Genomic DNA, 19,499 nt, shown 5'->3' with positions numbered 1-19,499 from the left:
AACCCACCATGATCAAGACGTTTATCCGCATTGCGTTGGCAACCACTATTCCGGTTTCGACAGGTTTTGCACATGAAAAACCCAGTGAAACATCCACAGTAAGGGTCATTTACGACCAGGTGCTTCCGAATGTGCCGGGAAAGAGCATGAAGAGCGTGCTCGTGGAGTATGAACCGGGCGGTACTTCGCCTGCTCATACCCATCCTGCTTCTGCCTTCATTTACGCGACGGTTCTGGAAGGAGCTATCCGCAGTCAGGTCAATGATGGTCCGGTTATTACCTATCACGCAGGTCAGAGTTTCTCGGAATTTCCGGGTGATCGACACAATGTTAGTGAAAACGTCAGTCCGACTAAGCGTGCCCGTCTTTTGGCGATCTTTATCGTTGACACTGATGAAACGAACCTCACCACCAATGATTAGTAAAACCCTGACCTGTCGAGGAAGAAGAATATGTATATCCCGGCAAAATCTTTCATGAGTTCATCCAGGCAGAAAATGAAGGAGAGCGAGCAGTCCTCCAGTCGAGTGGGGGCTCGCTCCCAGTTTCATTCGTCCTGCAGGGAAGATGGCGGGATTGAAACGCCTCAAGAAAGTACGGGCTGCCCACGCGGACTTAATCCAAGCTGCCCATTCGCCTTGACTTGCAAGTCGGAAGGCCAAGTTTGCACTACCAAGACAAGGCATTCCCTTGTATTTTGACCCCTTGTATTTTGATGGTCAAGTTCTGGTTTCGGTCGCAGACTGGCAAACCGAATTGAAGAGGACGAAGAAGCACTTTTCTCCTCGGGTGGTATGTCAGTTGCCCCGAGCTAGTACCAAGCCTTGTTATCGAAAATCTTGCCTGCTGTTCCAGGCGCTGTTCTAGTAGAAATATCCGGTAAGCCGCACGCTTTCGGACCACAGGGCCTCTGCGATATCGGGATTGATTGCAAAAGGTCGCACGCCAAAGCGCTTATGGCTTTCCACCGGTGCGATATCGCAATCCTCACAATAAACGCCGCCAATTCCCGCCAACTCGGGGGCCGTGGCGCACCAGATCGTCGTGGCAGCGCCTTGCTGAGGCGTCTTCATATCGCGATCGGGATCTATGACTGGTGTTCCGTTTTCATCGATTGCGCCGAATGTGTCGATTTCCTCCCGGCTGAGGTGTCGCGCTAATGGACCGAATATAGAGCCGGGATGTACCGAAAATGCCCTGACACCGTGATCGAAACCACGAGCGTCGAGCGCTACGGCGAAAAGTGCATTGGCTGTCTTGGCTTGACCGTAAGCGAGCCATTTGTCGTAGGGTCGTTTCACAAAATCGAGATCTTCGAGCGCGAATCCTCCCAATTGATGTCCCCGTGAGGACATTACGATGACGCGCGCATTTTTGGTCGCACAAAGAGCTGGCCATAAAGCTGCGGTCAAGCGAAAGTGACCAAGATGATTAGTCGCAAACTGGCCTTCATGGCCTTCCGCATCGCGAAATAAAGGAGTGGCCATCACTCCCGCGCTGAGGATCAGAATGTCTAGGGAGCCATGCTCAATGACAAACCTATCCGCAAAGCTGCGGACAGAGGCGGGGTCGAGGAGATCCATCTCGAATAGTTCAACATTTGGAACATTCGATAACACCTTGCGGGCGGTGCTGGTGTCGCGCACCGGCACGATCACGCGGGCCCCTCTCCATGCCAACACGCGCACGGTTTCAAGGCCGAGATTTGACGCGCCGCCTGTCACAACGGCAGTCTTTCCAGTGAGGTCGATGTCGCGAATAACCTCTTGGGCAGTAGTATATGGGCCGAATGGGGTGCCGAGCGGCGTTTGACCATGCTGCATGTTCTTCTCCTGATTGTGCCACGAAAAGGTAGAAATTGATGACAGGAAAATCTATAGTCATATGGCTCGTTTAATGTAGAGATTGTCCGGTTCTGATGTACTACGATCCTCTTTCCCAGCTGCTGGATTTGATTGAAGCCAGCGCGACTATGTCCGTCGGACTTGAGGCTTGCGGGCGTTGGGCAATCGACGTGCCTCCTGTACGTGCCTTGAAATGCAACATCATCAGACAGGGTAGTTGTTTTCTGGAAGTGCAAGGTGAGCGATTGATGCTTGCTGCAGGAGACTGTTTCCTGATCGGCCCGGATCTGCCCTTTGTCATCGGGAGTGATCTGAATTGCTTGCCCATTCCAGCGGGTGAAGTCTTTTCGCAGAAAGCCTACAAGAACCATGCAAAACTGGACGGTGGCGCGGGGTCGGAGTTCCTTTGCCATAGTGGTCGCATGGATCTGCCTTTAAACAGCGAACTTCTGCGAGAAATCTTACCATCGATCGTCGTGATTCGAGCGGAAAGCATTGTAGCGGAACGCCTTCACTGGCTCACCGGCAGACTGGAAGAAGAGCTCGCCGGCGATGTTCCCGGTGGTGCGGCGATAGCTATTCCGATCATGCAGATGATTTTTATTGAACTGATACGTAGTCTGCCCGTTATGACTGAGCGCAGTTGGCTCTCCGCCCTCTCAGATCCCAGAATTGGCGGTGCATTGATGGCGATCCATTGGGACCCAGGGCACAATTGGCGGCTGGATGAACTTGCAGGCATCAGCCATCTTTCACGGTCCCAGTTCTCGGCACGGTTCCGTGCCGCCGTCGGACATAGTCCGATGGAGTATATTTTGCGCTGGCGTATGATGCAGGCGCACAAACTGCTGGCGCGACCGAATATGACAATTGCGTCTGTGGCTGCGCAGCTGGGGTACGGGTCTGAAAGTGCTTTCATCTATGCTTTTCGCCGCATCCTTGGTACGACGCCACGTCGAAGGCAGCAACAAATTCGATCGTCCGAGAATCCATAAAAATTATCAATTCCAGATAGTTGTAATAAGATACTCTAGCGTTACTGAATAGAATTTAACACTCCATCGGAGCTCGTTAACCGCTCGATCGCCGATACGGAGATGCCTTGCCGACGTTTCGCAAGCCTTAACCTGTCCGGTCAGCTTCATCAAAAATAAGGCAAGCGTTCTATAGATTTCCATAGCATGCAGATCGAGAGAGTTCAGGTTAAACTGAGCATGATGATCATCAGTGAATGCTGAAAAGGCTGCGGCAAATGACGTTTACTTCTATATCGGATGAAGACGATCATATTCAGGCGATTGAAGCTGCGCGAACTGTTGAACGCGTGGTGGGGATCGCCTGGGCGACCGATAAAGCTGGCGAGGTTATTTATCTAACCGAGGCGCTGCTTTCCCTTGTCCGATCCTCATTGGAGCAATTCAATAAACCGGTTGATCGAGCTTTATATGGCTGGTCAAAACTTATCCATCCAGATGACCTCGATGGTTTTGCGGCAGTATGGCTTAGGTCATTGCATACCGGTGAAAAATATAGTTTCGAACATCGGCTTTTGAGTTCGAGCGGCGCTTATCGATGGTGTCGCAGTTCCGGACAACCTTTGCGGGATAAGCAGGGTAGAATCCGTGCCTGGTATGGAACCATAATTAATGCCGATGTCCCATCAATTGATAGCGAGCGGTTCAACCTTGTAACGAACTTGGCGTTGGACAGAAAAGCGCGCTCTGATCAACCAGAAACGCTTGATCTTACCCACCCAGAAGAAAGGATATCGGCATCTCATGCCGCCGCTCGCGCATTCTGGACCGGTGTTCCGCAAATCACTCGACACCGTCAACGCCAGTCCGATGGGACATATCGCTGGATCGAGACCCGGTCGGAGCCAGGCTATAGCGTTAGCTTGGACATTGGAGACCTGGTCACCGAGCAAGACCCTCCTGAACAAACGGCGGCTGAGTTGTTTGGAAATGATAAGACAGAGCCTATGCGCTCGGCCAAGGTTGTGGAAAGCATTTTCGGCAATGGCTGGGCGTTTGACGCTGCAGGAAGATGGATATTCCTCCATCCGTTCGCACAGAGTTCTCTCGGTGTCACTCTGGACTATCTTAATGCGGCTGTAGATGAAGGGCACACTGCATGGAAACGAGTACTACATCCCGATGATTATGAAGAAGTTGCGGAAAAATGGCGTCACTGCCTGGCGACCGGAGACGACTTTAACGTAGAATTCCGTTTTCGACGTGCCAACGATGTGTATGTCTGGGCAAGAACCTCTGCCAGACCGGTACGCGACAGCAATGGCCAAATCGCAGGCTGGTACGGTATCGCACTCGATAATGATCTATATAAGAAAACGGTAACCGCGTTACGCGAGCGGGAACAAAGTCTGCAACAGTTGATAGACACAGTCCCTGCACTCGTCTGGAGCATTTCGGACAAGGGGTCGCCAACTTATGTCAACAAGCGATTTACCGAAGTAACAGGCGCGACGCTCGAGGATATCACCGCAGTCGACAAGTCTCCCAATCTCAGTGTCATCCATCCAGATGATATTCAAAAGGCAAGAGATGCCATTGACCGTTCCCTGACGACGCATGAACCGTATTTTCAAAGATACCGACAGTTGCGTTCTGACGGCAATTATCGTTGGACCGAAACCCGCGCCGAACCGTTGCGAGACGAAACCGGCGCGGTCGTCCAGTGGTACGGTGTCTGCGTCGACATCGACGATCTGGTAACTGCCCAAAAATCTCTGTCTGATCGGGAGCGCGAGCTTTCAATGCTCGTCGATATGGTGCCGAGCTTTATCTGGCGCCTTACCCCGGAAGGAGAGCCGAATTTCTTCAACAGGCGTTTGATTGATTTCTTCGGTATGGATGTGGAGGACGCAGAAAAGATGGGGCCAAAGCGTCTGGCAGCCATCATGGAAAGCACGACACACCCCGACGACGTGGGGCGGGTATCCCAGGCGCTCAACCACAGCATTGCCACTGGCGAACGCTTTTCGATGAGATACCGACTTCGCCGGGCTGACGGCGTATATCGCTGGGTTGCCGGACAGGCAGATCCACTGCGAGATGACGATGGACGTATAATCCAATGGTATGGTCTATCTACCGACATTGACGATCAGGTCAAAGCCGAGGATGCCCTTAGACACAGCGAGCGCCGTTATCGCGATCTTTTTCAGTACATGCCGATCGGCCTCACCCAGGTCGACGCCAAAAAACTTGTTCTTCTGTTCAATGAATTGCGGGCGCAAGGGGTGAACGACTTGCGCGACTATATAGACGAGCATCCAGAATTTCTAACACAGGCTGTCGAGGCTCTGGAGGTCGAAGAGGTTAATCAGCATATTCTCGAAATGTTTGGGGCCAAAAATGCCGATGAAATGCGTGGTTCCGCCACCCGTTATTGGCAGCCCGGCATGGACACGATTCGCCGTTCGATAGAGGCGCGCTATCGTGGCGAAGAGGTTTTTCAGGAAGAAACAAAAGTAATGCGCCTGGACGGTCGCGTCATCGATGTCCTCTTTACGACTGCACGACCTGATGCAGTGGCTGATAAAAGTCTCGTTGGATTCATCGATATAACCCAGAGGAAGCGCGCGGAGGAAGCATTACGGGAAAGGGAACGGTCACTTTGGCGTCTGGTGGAAGCTTTACCTGTCATGATCGACTGTGCTGATCCGAACGGCGAACCGATCTATCGGAGCGATCGATTGAGCCAATTTCTCGGCTATGGTCTCGACAGGCTCGACGAAGACGGCAAGCTCAATGCAACGCTTGATGCAGGAGTGCATCCTGACGATTTGGCCGGAGTGAAAGAACAATATGCACATTCACTCGCTACAGGGGAGCCATATGCACGTAGACATCGTTTACGGCGTTTCGATGGGCAATATCGCTGGGTTGAGACACGGGCAGAAGCAATGCGCGACGGACAGGGTAATATCGTTCAGTGGAACGTTATATGTCTGGATATTGATCGCGAAGTCCGAGCGCAGGATGAACTTCGTCTCACACATGAGAAATTAGCTCGAGCGAGCCAGGCCTCAAGCCTTGCAGAGCTCTCGGCGTCGATCGCACATGAGGTCAACCAGCCTTTGGCGGCTATTGTAGCCAATTCCCATGCCTGTCGGCGCTGGCTCACCGCCGAACCGCCAAACACCGAACGAGCCCTTAAGACTGTTGAACGCATCACACGGGATGCCACATCTGCCGCCGACGTTGTCGGTCGAATTCGAGCTCTGTTCAGGCAGTCGGCTGACGCAAAAAAGAAAATCACGCTGAATGACGTCATCGCGGAGGTGCGCGGGCTAATGACGGAGGAGCTGCTGCGCTGGCGGGTCCGCACCGTCGTCGAAATAGAGGCAGATTTACCGTATGTGATGGCGGATAGGGTCCAGATCCAGCAAGTCCTTTTGAATCTCATTCGAAATGCCATTGAAGCGATGGAAGCCATCACACGTGATCGCCACTTGACGATCAAGGTGGTTCGCGACGGAGGTTTCATTCAGACAAAGATCAGCGACCAGGGCGTGGGAATTACATCCCCGGAAAGAATATTCGAACCGTTTATTACGACGAAAGAACAGGGAATGGGCATGGGACTCGCGATTTCCCGTTCGATTGTCGAGGCACATGGTGGTTGCCTGTGGGCGGAAAAGAACGAGCCGTACGGAACGGCGCTAATTTTTACTCTCCCCGTGGAGGCGAAGGCGACAAGTGATGAGCATTAGCCAGTTAGTATTCATTGTAGACGACGACGAGCGCATCCGCGAAGCCTTGGAGGAACTTTTGGCTTCGTATGGCATGCGCACTATGTCATTTGGATCGGCAAGAGATTACGTCAATGCTCACAAGCCTGATGTTCCGTCTTGCCTCGTGCTCGATGTCGAACTTCCCGATATTAACGGTCTGGAACTGCAGAAACAGATTTCGGTGCAGGAACATCCGCCCATCGTCTTCATCACTGGACATGGCGATATTCCCAGTTCTGTTCGCGCAATGAAGCGGGGCGCTGTCGATTTTCTGACCAAGCCCTTCAGTGACGCAAAACTCCTGGCGGCAATCAATGCGGCAATCGAACAAGATCAACAGCTACGCAATAGTCGGGCGGAAATCGAATTGCTGAGACAGCGCTATGGAGAACTCACATCCCGAGAACGAGAGGTGATGCCGTTAGTCGTGAGCGGTCTCCTCAATAAGCAGGCAGCTGCCGAACTCGGCATAAGCGAAGTGACGTTGCAACTCCACAGAAGGAATGTCATGCAAAAAATGGCGGCAGCGTCGCTCCCTGATCTCGTACGCATCGCGGAGAGGTTGAAAATACCGATCACCCACTCGCGCAGATCAAAAGGGGAGGAACTATGATCGAGAACAAGCTCGTAATTGCAGTTGTTGACGACGATTCACGGTTACTGGAATCAATGGAAGATCTGTTGGAGTCGACAGGGTACATGGCTCGCTGTTTTTCTTCTCCCGTCTCACTGTTAACGCGGGGGCTTGGAGGTATAGACCTCGTTATAACGGACATCGGCATGCCGGACATCAATGGCTTCGAATTGCGAGAAATAGTTCAGGAGGTTCGTCCTGATATTCCTGTATTTCTCATTACAGGAAGGCACGAAATAGCAGACCAGGAGCGAGCTCAGGGAATAACAGGTTTCTTCAGGAAGCCGTTCGATGGACAGGCATTGCTTGCAGCAATTGGTGAAGCATTAGACAAGCGTCGAATGGAGGGTGGACATGAGAACTGAACAGCAGTCACACAATTTGAAACCAGGGCAATCGTCAAAACGCGCAACGGATGCGGAGCAGCCATTCGTTGTGATCGTAGATGACGATGAGGCCATACGAGAGGCACTCTTCGAGTTGATCTTATCGGCAGGGCTCAGGCCCATAGCTTTTGCCTCTACACGCGAGTTGATTGGAACCGACCTGCTGGAAGCACCGGGTTGTCTAATCCTTGATGTGCGCATGCCGGGCACAAGTGGGTTGGATTTACAGCGGCAATTGGCACAAAGCGGCAATCCCAAACCGATCATTTTCCTGACTGGTCATGGTGATATTCCGATGACTGTCGAGGCAATGAAAGCTGGCGCAGTCGATTTCCTGACCAAGCCGGTGCGAGATCAAACATTGCTTGATGCAGTTACGTCAGCAATAGAAATGGATGCGCAGCGACGTTCCCACGCAGTCATCGTCAAACGCAATATCGAGCACCATGAGACCTTGACCCCCAGAGAGCGGGAGGTCTTGCGGGAAGTGGCACGCGGTCGACTTAACAAGCAAATTGCTTTTGACCTGGGAATCAGTGAGGTAACCGTCAAGCTTCATCGGGGAAATGTCATGCGGAAAATGGAGGCATCTTCCATAGGGGAGTTGATTAGGATTTGGGAAACTCTGCCATCGCAGATCCAGAATGCATGATACGAACCCTGCTGGAGATTGATCGTTTCAAATGGCCGGGGTTCGGAAAAAGAGCGCGACATCAATCCAAGGCTGGTTTGTTGAAGATTCTGTCCTAATTGTCTGAAAACCTAAATATGGCCTCACGAGGAAGCCAATGCTTTTGCTCGGCTTTCGACCATATCGCAAAGAACGCGCACACGCGTGGGAACCAGGCGCTTATAGGCGTGCACAGCGTGAAATGGCATAGACGGAAGTGTTAGCATTTTCGAAATTTCGACCAGACTTCCTTTTTCGAGATCGTCCTTAACCACACAACGCATCACAACAGCTGCACCGAGACCATGTCTGGCAGCGGCTTTCAAAGCCTGGCCTGAATCGCAATCGACACGTCCTTGTGGGGCGAAGTGAGTACCATCATCCAGCTTTACGTCGTTCGGGTATCCATTGGCCATATACCTTGCAAAGGGCAACTTGGCGGCTTCCTTTATCGTGCCAGGCAAACCATGATTGTTCGCAAAATCCGGAGAACCGACCATAATCATTTCAAAATCGGCCAGTCGGCGAATGATCAAATCACCATTCTCGACCGCTCCCACCCGAAATGCCACGTCATAATCTTCGCGAATAATATCGACGTGACGATCGGTCAGGCCGATTTCAAGATGAATTCCTGGATAACGCGCAGCAAAGCCGGACAATATGGTGTCAAGAAACAGCGGAGCAAGTTCGCTAGACATGGAGAAGCGGACCCGACCTGATATCTCCTTGCGTGCAGTGATTTCATCATCGGCAATATCGAGTTCGCGAAGCAGGGGAGACAGGCGCTCGAATAGCAAATGTCCGTCTGCGGTCAGTACGAGAACACGCGTCGACCTTAGAAAGAGACGCGTATCGATGAGTCTTTCAAGTCGCCCGACACTTCTGGAAATAACTGAAGGGGACGTCTTGAGTAGCCGGGCTGCTGCACTGAAGGAACCTGCTTCCACAGTGCGCACAAATGCCAAAAGACCTGCGGTTTCATTCAAAAGGTTTGGCATTCGAACTCCGGAAGCAAAAGTGAAATACCCAGCCATGGGCTAATGGAACACTGATCAAATCCATATTTTACCTCCAGATCAATATGGAGAAAGTATATGGGTCTTCTCAAAGACAAGGTGGCCGTCATCACAGGCGGCAGCAGTGGCATCGGTAAAGCTACCGCTAAACTATTCGTGGAGAATGGAGCACAGGTCGTCATAACTGCTCGCCGACAGGACGCTCTAAACGCAGCACTGAAAGACATCGGCGGAAATGCCATTGGCATCTGCGGCGATGTCTCCGATCTTTCCCACCATAAACGGGTGGCAGATGAGATCTCCGATCGCTTCGGCACTTTCGATATCTATTTTGCAAATGCCGGTGTCATCGACCTTAAAGCGTCTGAGGCAGTGACTGAAGATATTTATGATCGACATTTCAACATCAATACAAAAGGTGTCTTCTTCGGTGTCCAGACATTATCACCTCTCATAAATGATGATGGCACTATTATTGTCACCAGTTCTCTGGCGGCAACCAAGGTCCTTCCCGATCATACAGTTTATGCCGGGTCGAAGGCGGCTGCGGTGGCATTTGTGAAGAACTGGGCTCTCGAATTCAAGCATAGACGTATCAGGGCAAATGTTATCAGCCCAGGACCCACAGATACTGAAATCCTGGGTAAACTTGGAATCTCAGATGTCGAACGCGAACCGTTTCTCAAGTTGATGGCCGAAACGATTCCCGTAGGGAGATTGGGAACAACTGATGAACTGGCACGAGCCGCTCTGTTCCTCGCTTCACAGGCGAGCAGCTTCATCAATGGCATTGATCTCCACGTCGATGGCGGAATGTCGCTTGTTTAAAGGATCTGGATTATGACACAGAATAATTCTGAAATTGCTGCTTTTGTTGAGAAACTGGCAGAAGTGGGCAGCCATTATCGCATGGACGAAATGGAAGAGTTATATTCGGAAGATCTGGCTTTCCTGGTGTTGACGCCAGATGGCGAAATCTCCCGCTTTTCGAAAGCGGGAATATTCGAGGAGTTCCGGTCACGACGAGACGCAGGAGAACTTCCTCTTCTTACCACAAAACGATTCCTTCATATTGAAGAGCAGGAAGATGAAGCCACTGTCATCCTCTTTCGCCAGATGAGTGAAAAAGCGACCCCTGCATTTTATGAACTGCGCCTTAGAAAGCAGGAGGGCAACTGGAAGGTTTGCGGTGAAACAGTATTGCCGTGGCCTGACCTTTCTCAAGCTGGCAGCTTTCTTCCTCCGCGAGAAAAGCAATTACCAGATCAGACCGGAACTTGAGTGAAAACTTAGCTTTCAAGCGGGAATAGTCGTGTTTGAACGACCGTAGATATATGAAACCTCGGTGGCGAACAGTTGCCACCGGGATCATTCAAATCCTGTCAACAAGTATAGATTGCTCGGTAAATTGAACTCTGCAAAGCTTCATCAATCTTAATATGCAGGTCAGGCGTTGTTCTCGTAACAAATTTCTCTCTGACACGTTTGCAAGTTGAATTTTTTCAAAGGTGATCATCGTGACTGGGATGCAAGAAGCTGAAGCATTGAATGGCGTACGTTTCCAGAGGCGGGCCTGGAACTGGGTGATTGAGTGTTTCGGAAGGGATCTGGCGAACGACAGAGCGGAAAGAAATCGTCGGTTTCTCGAAGAAACCGTAGAACTGGTCCAGTCTCTGGGATGCGACAAGACTACCATACTTCAAATCGTTGAATATGTTTACGCTCGGGACACTGGTATTCCTGAACAAGAAGTCGGCGGCGTTATGGTAACTTTTGCAGCGTTATGCGAGGCAAACAACATCGAGATGGCTGTTGCCGGGCGAAACGAACTCTCGCGCATATCGTCAGTCAAGGTGATGAGAAAAATCCGAGCGAAGCATTCTTTGAAACCGAAACTTTGAGCCAACGCTGAGATCAGGGATATGCCCCACCCCGTAAGCTGGATGTGAGCGCTGTTCTCGACGACCCTGCACCAATACTTTGGGCGTAAGTGGCCCAGTATGATGCACAGGATGTTCCATGCCATCAGCCAATCGACCCTATGTTGTCTCCCGCGATATTTTTGAAAGCAACTTGGTAAAGCAGTTTGAAAGCAGAGATCGCGATTGCGGCTTCAGCAGTCAGTATCAAGTTGGCATATCGGGATCTCTTGATGAAGGCACGAGATCACGCATCAATCGGATGGGTTACATGTCTGTCTACCGTGTTCACCGTCTCGATACTGGAAACTAGCCAGCACGTCCGAAACTCAGACGAATGTCTAGGGCGAAATGCCCACCATTACCGGCATCTCGTAAACAGGAGAAATCATCATGTCCAAGCATATCCTCATTGTTGGCGCCGGTTTTGCCGGTGTTATGGCAGCATTGGCTGCCTCTCGGCTGAGGCACGAAAAGAGCGTGTCAGCTGAGGATTTGAAGATCACCGTCGTGTCCCCCGAACCGGAGCTGGTCATCCGCCCCAGGCTCTATGAACCCGAGCCCGATAAAATGACGGCTCCTCTTGGGGATCTCTTCTCCGCTACTGAGATCAATTTCATTGCAGGTACAGTAGAAAAGATCGGCGTTGCTGGTAGCCAAGTTGCGATCATAGATGGCAATGGTCGAAGCTTCCTACAATCCTATGACAGACTCGTGCTTGCTGCTGGTAGTCGCGGTTTTCAGCCACCAATCCCCGGGCTTGAGGAATACGGCTTTGCCTCCAACCATCTTGAAGAAGCTGTAATACTGGATCAGCATCTGCACAGGCTTGCTGATCATCCGGCAAGCCCCGCACGAGACACAATTGTGGTAGGCGGAGCGGGTTTCACAGGATTGGAAGTCGCTACCGAACTCGAAACGCGCCTGCGTGGTATTCTGGGTTCGAAGGCTCATCCGCGCATCATCATTGTGGATCGGAATCCGCATGTCGCTCCAGCAATGGGAGAAAATCCACGTCCATATATCGAGCAGCGTCTCAAGGAACTTGGTATAGAGACCCGATTAAACACGGGAATTGCAAAACTCGACGAGAATTCAGTAACGCTTGATAACGGAGAACGGATCGAGACGGCGACAGTTATCTGGTCGGGAGGCATGCGCGCCTCACCGCTCACAAGTCAGCTCGAGGCAGAAAGAGACCAGCTCGGACGTATCATAGTGGAACCGGATCTTCGCGTACCTGGTCACGCTCAGATTTTCGCTACTGGAGATACCGCAAAAGCGGCAACGGACAATGAGGGAAATTTCTCGCTGATGTCCTGTCAGCATGCACGTCGGCTTGGCGCTTTTGCAGGCCATAATGCAGCCGCAGAACTCTTAGGCGAGCCGACCTTGGCGTATAATCAGCCCGCATATGTTGTTTGCCTTGATCTCGGCGCTGACGCTGCAATTTTTACACGCGGATGGTCCGGCAAAGTTGAAATCACCGGCACCGACGCGAAGAAGGTGAAACAGGAGATCAACACGGTCTGGATTTATCCGCCAGCTCCGGACCGGGCTACGGCATATGAGAATGTTTATATAGCGCGGACGGTCGATTTCTAGTTCGTTCTATCAACTGTCATCCTCGGAGAATTCGATCCGCTCGATCACGGGGAATGTCATTATGGCCCGCTTTGGTTGTCAAGCGGGCCATAATGAACATACAAGATCCAGCATTATTTCCCCGGCCCAAACTGTGTTTTTAAGGTGCACAACGGCAGAGCGCAATGAAGCTCTTTGCTGCCCGTGATGGCTCACTTTTGCGGAAGGCCAAGACCACTTCTGAGGTTATAGCAATACCACTTATATCGACATAACGTATGCCGGGAAGGCTGACGGCACTCATCGATTTTGGTACAAGCGCTACTCCGAGTTCGATCGCGACACGGCTTGCGATTTCGGTGAAATCCAGTGCATGCGCATTGATATTCGGTTCGAAACCGGCGCTTCGGCAGGCTTCGAGTGTTGTCCTGTGAAAGCCGATGTCGGCGGGCTGGCGCGATGTAAGGAAGGTTTCTCCCTTCAAGGCGCCGAGTTGCAATGTGCCACAATTCGCCAGAGCATGGGCTTCGTTCAACACGGCAACGAGCGGCTCACGCTTCACGATAAGGCTGGTCAAGCCCGGCGGCAGCGGGGCCGGCCAGCGGATGAAACCCATATCCAGCAAGCCTTCCGAAATGCGCGAGAGTTGCATCCGCAATTCCATTTCAGTGAGGTTGACCGCGACATCGGGATATTCCGCCCGGAATGTGCGGATGGTTTCAAAAACGATGCCGGAATAGGCGGCTGACGCTACGGTTATGTCGCAAATTTTTCATCAGGTTAAAGGCGGCCTGATCTTCAGACGCAATTATGCTGCAAGCTCCGCAAAGACCACGAATGGCGAGCGGTTGTCATTTGCGAACTGCTTCTTGCGGATCATATGTGCCACTTCGATGCCCGCGATTGTCGCTGAGGCTGAATGAAATGCCTTGAAGCCCAACATGTGTTTGGTAATTCGCTTGATAAACCGGTGATCCTGCTCAAGGATGTTGTTGAGATATTTAACCTGCAGGATTTCAATCATCTGGCTGTGACCGGTGATTTTCAGGATTGTGTTTACAGCTTGTGCTCCGGCCAGATTGGCTCCGCTTTTATCAATGACAATTTTGTCTGGAACACCGTTGGCTGCGATGGCTTTCTTGAAGAAACGCCGTGCAGCACCGAAATTCCGGCGTTCAGAGAGCATGAAATCAAGTGTTTGGCCTTCTCGGTCAACGGCTCGGTACAGATAGGTCCATTGACCACGAACCTTGATATAGGTCTCGTCAACACGCCATGACGCAAGCGTTCGATGTTTACGCTTCTGTGCCTGATCTGCGATCAGTGGCGCGTAACGGACAACCCAACGATTCAATGTTGCATGGTCAACGCTCACACCACGTTCGGCCATAATTTCCTGCAGGTCACGATAGGAACCGGGATAGCGCACGTAAAAGAAAACGGCGTAAAGGATGACACTTTCAGGAAAGTGAGCCCCTTTGAAATCGATTGCCATATCCTGTCACCTCACTCAATTATGCGCTCCGAAGGGACAGTAGCGCAGCAGAAGTGAAAATTTCGCGACAGAACCCTCAGCGCAGATTGGAAGCGGCGCACAACGATGGGGAGGCTGAGAAGATAAAGCGGACAAAGAGTGCGGAAGCGTCTGCTGCCGCCATGTCGATAACGGCGCGGGGAATCGCGGCCAGTCGCAGCATTATCGCAGAAGGCAATGCGAGAGCCCTTGCGGCCTTTCGAGCAGATACGACACTCACAGATGCCGACGCCATGGCGTTCATGATGGAAATCAACCGGCTTGAGGCGCTAAGGGACGCTGCGTCCCACGGAGGAAAAACAGTGTTGGTTACAGGAGATGCACATGGTGGAAATTATGAGACCAGAGCACTCTTAAGTGGGTTGGCTGATGAAGACGGTGCGAAATCGGAAAACACTGCGAAACGGGAAACTGGTTTGATCGGCACCGTGAAACAGCAGATTGCTCCGGTGAAGACAAATGAGGCCAAAGACGAACGGATCAACAAGAAAAATGATTAGTGTTTCGGGTCAAATGCTTCCTGAAGCAGACGAGGTCATCAGGATTTCTGCACGGAGAAGAAGGTCTTTATTCAGATCATTCGTGGCTGTGTTCCTTTGCGCTATCTCCGCGGGACAAGCAGCTTCCAGCGATGCCGTCGAAATTGATTTGCAGAACGGACTATCGGCCTGCGCCGATCTGAAGCCCGGGCAGGTGAGGAGGCAGGCGAACATTGTTTCCTTCGACGCGAGGTTTAATTTGCACCGGTCGATCGGAATGTGTGGATGCATGTCTGCATTGGTCAATTACACCGCCAGCGTGGACATCAACGGCATACGCCAGAAACTGCAGCAAGGTATCATTCCGCTTGCACGAGAGGGCGACAGAACACTGATCCTCGCATCCGATCAGAATCTGATTGCAGGTAAAGATGTCCGCGTCGAGCTGTCCTGCGCCGGACCACTGTGACTGAACTGATTTGGCTGCATGAACGCTATCATGACGCAAGTTTTGACTATTTTATCAAGCGTAGCGGTCCAGATTCACGGTGGTCGTGCTTAACTTAATGTAATGGTGCCCTGAATGAAAAATAGATCTTTCATAGCGGTCGTCATCGCGATTGCACTTGCCGGAATTAATGTCCCCGTGCGGGCTGACGGTTTTAAAATCCACGAGTTCACGCCCATCAAGCAGGAGTTCTGGTCGATTTTCGATGCCTCTGCGTATCATGCGGAAGAACCGACTAACTTTCGGATGTCCTGCTGCGGAACAGATGACGATCAACATTTGATGATCGCTATCGATCGCCATGTCGACGAGCAGGGACAGGAAAACAGAACCGACGACGGTTATCTCAAAGAGTTGGACGTCAGTTCCGAAAAAATCGGGTTTAAAATCGAGAAAATCGATGTCTCCCCTGCAGTTGGACGACTTATCCGCCTCCCGAATGTCGGTGGCTTGAAGGGGGTGAATATTTTTGTCGTGGAGGGCGGAGACAGGCTCACAATCCAGTCTGTCGCGCCGACCGAGGAGACCGCTGAGAACAATGCGCGGAAGGCCTTGGAAATAGCAAAAAAGCACGTCATTGGACGATGACCCGGTCTATGGGTTAAGCGCATTATTCAATTGTCTTCTGTTAAGTTTCAGCCCAGCGGTCCGTACGAAGATTTCATAGATAAAAAACTGAAATCGAACGCAGTGTCATCCTTCGCTTGAGCAATCACAGTGCTTGCAAACGATAGGCAACTGCGAAAGCGGATAGGTCGTCGTGTATTTCAGTTACATTGCCGGCAGATCGCAGTTCGATGCGATCATCAGTGTGGGTGCAAACATCAATGATTGCCTCACCGAGGACGAATGCGTCAAAGGAAGCGTTAAGTAGCTGGCCGCCCCCTTCATTCAGGGCGTGCATTGCCTTGTAGAGTGCCTCGGCCTGAGCGGGATCCAAAATCATGATGTGACTCCATCTTGGTATTGGCAGTCAGCATAATCCTGCCCGTGACGCTTGGTGGTCGTCATGCACTAATCCAGATCAAAAGTTGTGCGGAATGGTAATCCTCACTCTTGGCCTTATTAGAGGGCCTTTGGAAGGAGAGAACAAAGGCTACAAATTTTCATCATCGAAAGGCGAACAGATGACTTACACGTGGGAAGTCATCTGTTTTGACAGCACCCTGGTGCAGATGCTGCGGAGCAATTCGCCTCAGGTTCGACCCAGACGTCTACGCAACTCTTCATTCTCAGCACGAAGCTTTGCAGCAAGTTCTTGGCGTAGCTTGAGGTTCTCTGCTTCCAGTGCAACCAAGCTGGAAAGATCATCGCTGGACGACCCTGCCGACGGAGTGGGCGCTTTCTTTGTAGCAGCGTTCTTCCAGTTATAGTAGGTCTGCTCACTCACTTTAGTCTGCTGCAATGCAGCCTTGAGAGTGGTCTTGCCACCTTTTGTTGCTTTCTCGATAGAAGCAAGGATGGAGGCGCGCTGGGCCGGCGTGTACTTGTTGCGCTTGTTCTCTACCGGTGGTGTTGCAGCGGGTGCTGCTTTTGAAGCAGCTTTGGCCGCTTTCTCTGGTCTGGATGCGGCCCTCGTGGTTTTAGCGGCAGGTGCTGCAGCCGCCTTTGCGGGCCTAGGCTCAGCTTTTTTGCGTGGTGCACGGGTTTTCTTCGTGGCACCCACAGGCTCGGCGCTTCTCACCTCAACTGGTGTCTCGTTTACTGCTGCAATGGTTTCGTCTGCCATGGTATGCTTCTCCAGATCGATGTTTGGAAATTCATTTAGGCGTCAAAAATACAGGTCAATGGTTGATGTAACAATAAGGCCGTGTACATCATGTGTTCAAGATGAGATGAACTTGCTTTCAGGACATATCGATCAGGTCGGAGATTCTGTTGAGTGTTGAAAATCCGACGCGTAATATGTAGCTACTGGTAAAAGCCCTTTGACGCGCGTAGAGCGTGCCTTCAAATTTCCTCGGGAAAGCTACTCACGGATGAAAAATCCAAACCGTAATATTGTCGTTGAATATAAGAACAAGCGTACTCGCAAGGGCTCGTCGTCTTTGTGGGGAAATCTGGATTTGAAGTCGATTGCCCGGCAAGTGGAGGCCGATGCGCCCCAATCTCCAGTGGAGGCTCGGGTCCAGCCTGATCTATCCAAGCCGATTGAACGCAAAACTGAGACCACGACCATAAATGCTGTGCCGCAAACTGAGCCGGTCATCGAGCAAGTTGAAGAGGCTCTGAGCGAGCCAGAACTTTCCAACATGGACGCCTCGAAACCGGAAGAAGCACCCCTTGCAATGGAAGAGCTGCAAACGGCAAACATGGCGGGAAATGCTACTGTGAGGGAGAGAAAGCCGTCTGTTCGACGTCGTAAGAAAAAATCAGTCCCGTTTAAACGAGAAACGGTAAGTCGGATCGCAGCCGAGCCCGATATTCAGGCTGAATTGTCAGCTCTGGAAATCGAAAATGCCGATCTGAAACGTGAACTGGCCGCCAGATTGCGCATGGAAAACAGACAGTTGCTCAAAATGCTCCGACGATTGGAACAGCAGTAGAGAAACGGTCGCCAAGACTGTCCAGCCGTCCTCGATAACTGATCTGTTCATGCGTTCTGGTGACATGTGTAACGGCTGTGGTCGCCAAAACTATTGAGTTGTCGGGCTTAAGCTGACAACATTTCTGCATACTGTTGCGGCAGGTATAGGGAGGTCGATCACGATGAAGTCACTGGGGAAACGTCTCGTTGCGAGGTTGAAGAACTGGCGATCGCGGAAGAAGTCGACTTTGCCGGATGAATTGCCTGATGCTGGACCTGCAGCCGGCGAAAGCTCTGAGCAGCCTGAATCTATATTGGCAACGCGACTATCCATCAAAGTTACGACCACAGATCCCGATGAAATAAATGGCAAGGCAGCAGCCCCAAAGGTCGAGCCCGTCGCTTCTTCTGAGGTGTTATCGTCCGCTGAAGAGCCGAAAGTCCCTCAAGAAGCGCCAGTTGTTGTGGAGCCCGAGCGGAAAGAGGAGGGGATAGATGAAATTCTAGCCTCGCCTCCCGTTCTCAAATCACCGCAAAAGCAACGGCGCGTGAGAAAGCCAGGCCCCCAGACTGAAGACGGACCGGTGACAGACGAAGAACTGGAAGAGCTGGAAGCGGAAAATGCGCGGCTCAAGCTCCTATTGAATGAGCGGTTAAAAGCGAAGCAGCATGGTTCTGAAAACTGACAAGCTACTAAACTTCGGATAATTTTGATTCAGACACAGGGTATAGTGATGGCAGTTACATTGTTGCATGGAATCGGAAATCTCGTTTGCGACGGCGTTGATGTGGGCGGAGTCGAATTCAGCATTGCTAGCCCTGAAGATGGTCCGGATGTGACCAGGCGCGGAAAAGTGTGGGGGAACAAAAAGGCAGTTGCAGCAGCAATGAACGCCACCAAGACAGAACTTGCCGTGCCTGAAACCGGAGGCTTGCTTCTCCTGGATATTCAGGATCTGGACCGCGACGGTGGGGCGCTGTTCACTGTCTTACAGCCTGTCACCGTCTGACGACGGAACGGTCGTAAACTTATGTCGATCAACAAAAGTCAAAGATGATCGAAATTTGACTTTATGATAAATACCACTCCCAATATGCAGGAGCGGGGTCATGCATGGTCGTCTCGATTATCATAAATCAAAAGCGTTAAACGCCCTTCTCACCACCGAAGTCAATGAACGGTCGAAATCAGCACAGGATCGTCGTTTCGACGATTGGTTTGGCGAACTGTTTTCTGTACGATAGTCATTATGGTATGCATGTGCTGTGTTGCGACGTTCATGGTCATCGTCCACATCATCTAAATCCCCGACGCTCTTCCCGGACCGCCGGGGATATGCAGACATCTCCGGTCACGTTATCCGTGATGTTTACACGCGGCGGATCCTATCAAGTACGATCTCAAATTTGAAGTGTGCAGGAAACAATATCCGAAAACACGTATCGGGAATTTGGTAGGCGTCCGGGGCAGCGTGTCCAGGAATCGGATAGTATTGCGGTTCATTCACCGTTAGAGTCTATATCGAGTCACAAAATGCTCAAAACTACTTCGCATCATGCGGATATGAGTCATCGTGAAAGAAAAGGGTTCCGGTGCCGAAATGCTGTTATTAGCAGGCGCGGTATCCTGGAACCG

At 51.4% G+C, this 19,499-nt stretch carries 23 protein-coding genes; 17 read left to right on the top strand and 6 right to left on the bottom strand.

Going from position 1 to position 19,499, the window contains the following annotated elements:
* Positions 1–8 precede the first annotated feature (8 nt).
* Positions 9–422 (top strand): cupin domain-containing protein, encoded by a 414-nt coding sequence (locus F9K91_RS21540; protein WP_151678691.1) that lies wholly within the window; start codon positions 9–11, stop codon positions 420–422.
* Positions 423–863: 441 nt separating this feature from the next.
* Here the strand turns inward: F9K91_RS21540 and F9K91_RS21535 are convergent, their stop codons facing one another.
* Entirely contained in the window at positions 864–1,823 is a 960-nt protein-coding gene (locus tag F9K91_RS21535) for an SDR family NAD(P)-dependent oxidoreductase (protein WP_105731608.1), read from the bottom strand.
* A gap of 95 nt (positions 1,824–1,918) precedes the next feature.
* Between F9K91_RS21535 and F9K91_RS21530 the strand changes: the two genes are divergently transcribed.
* The 5 genes from F9K91_RS21530 (at position 1,919) to F9K91_RS21510 (ending at position 8,275) form a co-directional block, all read left to right on the top strand.
* On the top strand, positions 1,919–2,839 hold the full coding sequence (locus tag F9K91_RS21530; protein WP_151678690.1) for an AraC family transcriptional regulator: 921 nt from the start codon (positions 1,919–1,921) through the stop codon (positions 2,837–2,839).
* Between the two features lie 257 nt (positions 2,840–3,096).
* Positions 3,097–6,582 (top strand): PAS domain-containing protein, encoded by a 3,486-nt coding sequence (locus tag F9K91_RS21525; RefSeq protein ID WP_105731610.1) that lies wholly within the window; start codon positions 3,097–3,099, stop codon positions 6,580–6,582.
* Entirely contained in the window at positions 6,572–7,216 is a 645-nt protein-coding gene (locus tag F9K91_RS21520; protein ID WP_036588374.1) for a response regulator transcription factor, read from the top strand. Before F9K91_RS21525 ends, F9K91_RS21520 begins: the two co-directional genes overlap by 11 nt.
* The gene (locus tag F9K91_RS21515; RefSeq protein WP_105731611.1) at positions 7,213–7,602 is read left to right on the top strand and encodes a response regulator; all 390 of its coding nucleotides are present in this window, start codon (positions 7,213–7,215) and stop codon (positions 7,600–7,602) included. Before F9K91_RS21520 ends, F9K91_RS21515 begins: the two co-directional genes overlap by 4 nt.
* Positions 7,592–8,275, top strand: coding sequence for a response regulator transcription factor (locus tag F9K91_RS21510; protein WP_036588380.1), 684 nt, complete (start codon positions 7,592–7,594; stop codon positions 8,273–8,275). Before F9K91_RS21515 ends, F9K91_RS21510 begins: the two co-directional genes overlap by 11 nt.
* 122 nt (positions 8,276–8,397) lie before the next feature.
* Here the strand turns inward: F9K91_RS21510 and F9K91_RS21505 are convergent, their stop codons facing one another.
* Positions 8,398–9,294: a LysR family transcriptional regulator gene (locus F9K91_RS21505; RefSeq protein ID WP_105731612.1), complete on the bottom strand. Its 897-nt coding sequence runs from the start codon at positions 9,292–9,294 to the stop codon at positions 8,398–8,400.
* A 96-nt stretch (positions 9,295–9,390) separates the two neighbouring features.
* Between F9K91_RS21505 and F9K91_RS21500 the strand changes: the two genes are divergently transcribed.
* The 4 genes from F9K91_RS21500 (at position 9,391) to F9K91_RS21485 (ending at position 12,836) form a co-directional block, all read left to right on the top strand.
* A complete protein-coding gene (locus F9K91_RS21500) occupies positions 9,391–10,140 on the top strand; it encodes an SDR family NAD(P)-dependent oxidoreductase (protein WP_105731613.1) in 750 nt (249 codons plus the stop codon).
* Between the two features lie 12 nt (positions 10,141–10,152).
* Complete coding sequence (locus tag F9K91_RS21495) at positions 10,153–10,593, top strand: hypothetical protein (RefSeq protein ID WP_105731614.1); 441 nt, start codon at positions 10,153–10,155, stop codon at positions 10,591–10,593.
* Between the two features lie 245 nt (positions 10,594–10,838).
* Complete coding sequence (locus F9K91_RS21490) at positions 10,839–11,213, top strand: hypothetical protein (RefSeq protein ID WP_105731615.1); 375 nt, start codon at positions 10,839–10,841, stop codon at positions 11,211–11,213.
* A 411-nt stretch (positions 11,214–11,624) separates the two neighbouring features.
* Entirely contained in the window at positions 11,625–12,836 is a 1,212-nt protein-coding gene (locus F9K91_RS21485) for an NAD(P)/FAD-dependent oxidoreductase (RefSeq protein WP_151678689.1), read from the top strand.
* Positions 12,837–12,975: 139 nt separating this feature from the next.
* On the opposite strand, the gene F9K91_RS21480 is transcribed toward F9K91_RS21485, so the two are convergent.
* Both F9K91_RS21480 and F9K91_RS21475 read right to left on the bottom strand, forming a co-directional pair.
* On the bottom strand, positions 12,976–13,575 hold the full coding sequence (locus F9K91_RS21480; protein ID WP_268891694.1) for a LysR family substrate-binding domain-containing protein: 600 nt from the start codon (positions 13,573–13,575) through the stop codon (positions 12,976–12,978).
* A gap of 48 nt (positions 13,576–13,623) precedes the next feature.
* Complete coding sequence (locus F9K91_RS21475; protein ID WP_151678688.1) at positions 13,624–14,310, bottom strand: IS6 family transposase; 687 nt, start codon at positions 14,308–14,310, stop codon at positions 13,624–13,626.
* Positions 14,311–14,363: 53 nt separating this feature from the next.
* On the opposite strand from F9K91_RS21475, the gene F9K91_RS21470 reads away from it, so the two are divergent.
* The 3 genes from F9K91_RS21470 to F9K91_RS21460 all read left to right on the top strand — a co-directional run bounded on the left by F9K91_RS21470 (position 14,364) and on the right by F9K91_RS21460 (position 15,924).
* On the top strand, positions 14,364–14,849 hold the full coding sequence (locus tag F9K91_RS21470; RefSeq protein WP_151678687.1) for an SPFH domain-containing protein: 486 nt from the start codon (positions 14,364–14,366) through the stop codon (positions 14,847–14,849).
* Complete coding sequence (locus F9K91_RS21465; protein ID WP_151678686.1) at positions 14,809–15,297, top strand: DUF2195 family protein; 489 nt, start codon at positions 14,809–14,811, stop codon at positions 15,295–15,297. Before F9K91_RS21470 ends, F9K91_RS21465 begins: the two co-directional genes overlap by 41 nt.
* A gap of 114 nt (positions 15,298–15,411) precedes the next feature.
* Positions 15,412–15,924 carry a hypothetical protein gene (locus F9K91_RS21460; RefSeq protein ID WP_151678685.1) on the top strand — a complete coding sequence of 171 codons (513 nt, stop codon included), beginning with the start codon at positions 15,412–15,414 and terminating at the stop codon, positions 15,922–15,924.
* A 124-nt stretch (positions 15,925–16,048) separates the two neighbouring features.
* Here F9K91_RS21460 and F9K91_RS21455 read toward each other — a convergent pair whose 3' ends face one another.
* Positions 16,049–16,282, bottom strand: a complete 234-nt coding sequence (locus tag F9K91_RS21455) for a hypothetical protein (RefSeq protein ID WP_235913341.1) — start codon at positions 16,280–16,282, stop codon at positions 16,049–16,051.
* 249 nt (positions 16,283–16,531) lie between these two features.
* Positions 16,532–17,065: a transposase gene (locus F9K91_RS21450; RefSeq protein WP_151678684.1), complete on the bottom strand. Its 534-nt coding sequence runs from the start codon at positions 17,063–17,065 to the stop codon at positions 16,532–16,534.
* 250 nt (positions 17,066–17,315) lie between these two features.
* Between F9K91_RS21450 and F9K91_RS21445 the strand changes: the two genes are divergently transcribed.
* From F9K91_RS21445 to F9K91_RS26595, 4 genes are all read left to right on the top strand, one after another.
* Entirely contained in the window at positions 17,316–17,882 is a 567-nt protein-coding gene (locus F9K91_RS21445; protein WP_151678683.1) for a hypothetical protein, read from the top strand.
* A 163-nt stretch (positions 17,883–18,045) separates the two neighbouring features.
* Positions 18,046–18,549 (top strand): hypothetical protein, encoded by a 504-nt coding sequence (locus F9K91_RS21440; RefSeq protein ID WP_151678682.1) that lies wholly within the window; start codon positions 18,046–18,048, stop codon positions 18,547–18,549.
* A gap of 48 nt (positions 18,550–18,597) precedes the next feature.
* On the top strand, positions 18,598–18,873 hold the full coding sequence (locus F9K91_RS21435; RefSeq protein WP_235913340.1) for a hypothetical protein: 276 nt from the start codon (positions 18,598–18,600) through the stop codon (positions 18,871–18,873).
* Positions 18,874–18,973: 100 nt separating this feature from the next.
* Positions 18,974–19,108 carry a hypothetical protein gene (locus F9K91_RS26595; protein WP_268891693.1) on the top strand — a complete coding sequence of 45 codons (135 nt, stop codon included), beginning with the start codon at positions 18,974–18,976 and terminating at the stop codon, positions 19,106–19,108.
* The last annotated feature ends 391 nt before the right edge of the window (positions 19,109–19,499 follow it).

It is taken from the genome of Brucella tritici (genome assembly GCF_008932295.1).
In the GTDB taxonomy this organism is placed as follows: domain Bacteria; phylum Pseudomonadota; class Alphaproteobacteria; order Rhizobiales; family Rhizobiaceae; genus Brucella; species Brucella tritici.
The sequence above is the reverse complement of the archived record's forward strand: the minus strand, read 5'-3'. Positions and strand labels throughout refer to the sequence as shown.